We start from the raw sequence: 440 nt of genomic DNA on the forward strand, positions 1-440 counted from the left end.
TATTGACGCCGACCATGCCCGACTCCAGCGCATCCGAAACGCGCCACGCCCGGCCCAGATCGCGCGTGTAGAAATACGCAGCGAGACCGAACTCGGTGTCGTTGGCAGCGGCCACGGCTTCGTCTTCCGTGTCGAAGGGGATGAGCGCCGCCAGCGGGCCGAACGTTTCTTCATGCGCGACCAGCATGCCCGGCTTCGCATCGACCACGACGGTCGGCTCGAAAAACGCGCCGCCCTGCGCCGACAGGGCATGCGGCTTGCCGCCCACCAGCACGCGGGCGCCCTGGCGTACGGCGTCGTCCAGATGCTGCTGCACCTTGTCCATCGCGCGCATGTGGATCAGCGGCCCCTGCTGCACTCCGGGCTCCGTACCGTTGCCGACGCGCAGCGCACGCACGGCGTCAGCCAGCTTGGCAGCAAACGAGTCGTAGATGCCACGC

General features: G+C 68.0%; 1 protein-coding gene. It reads right to left on the reverse strand.

All coding sequences use genetic code 11. The features are described from left to right. A partial coding sequence (locus C1I98_RS46660; protein ID WP_146607972.1) for an aldehyde dehydrogenase family protein occupies positions 1-440 on the reverse strand: 440 nt, incomplete at both ends.

The organism is Spongiactinospora gelatinilytica (assembly GCF_003236385.1).
Classification (GTDB): Bacteria; Actinomycetota; Actinomycetes; order Streptosporangiales; family Streptosporangiaceae; genus Spongiactinospora; species Spongiactinospora gelatinilytica.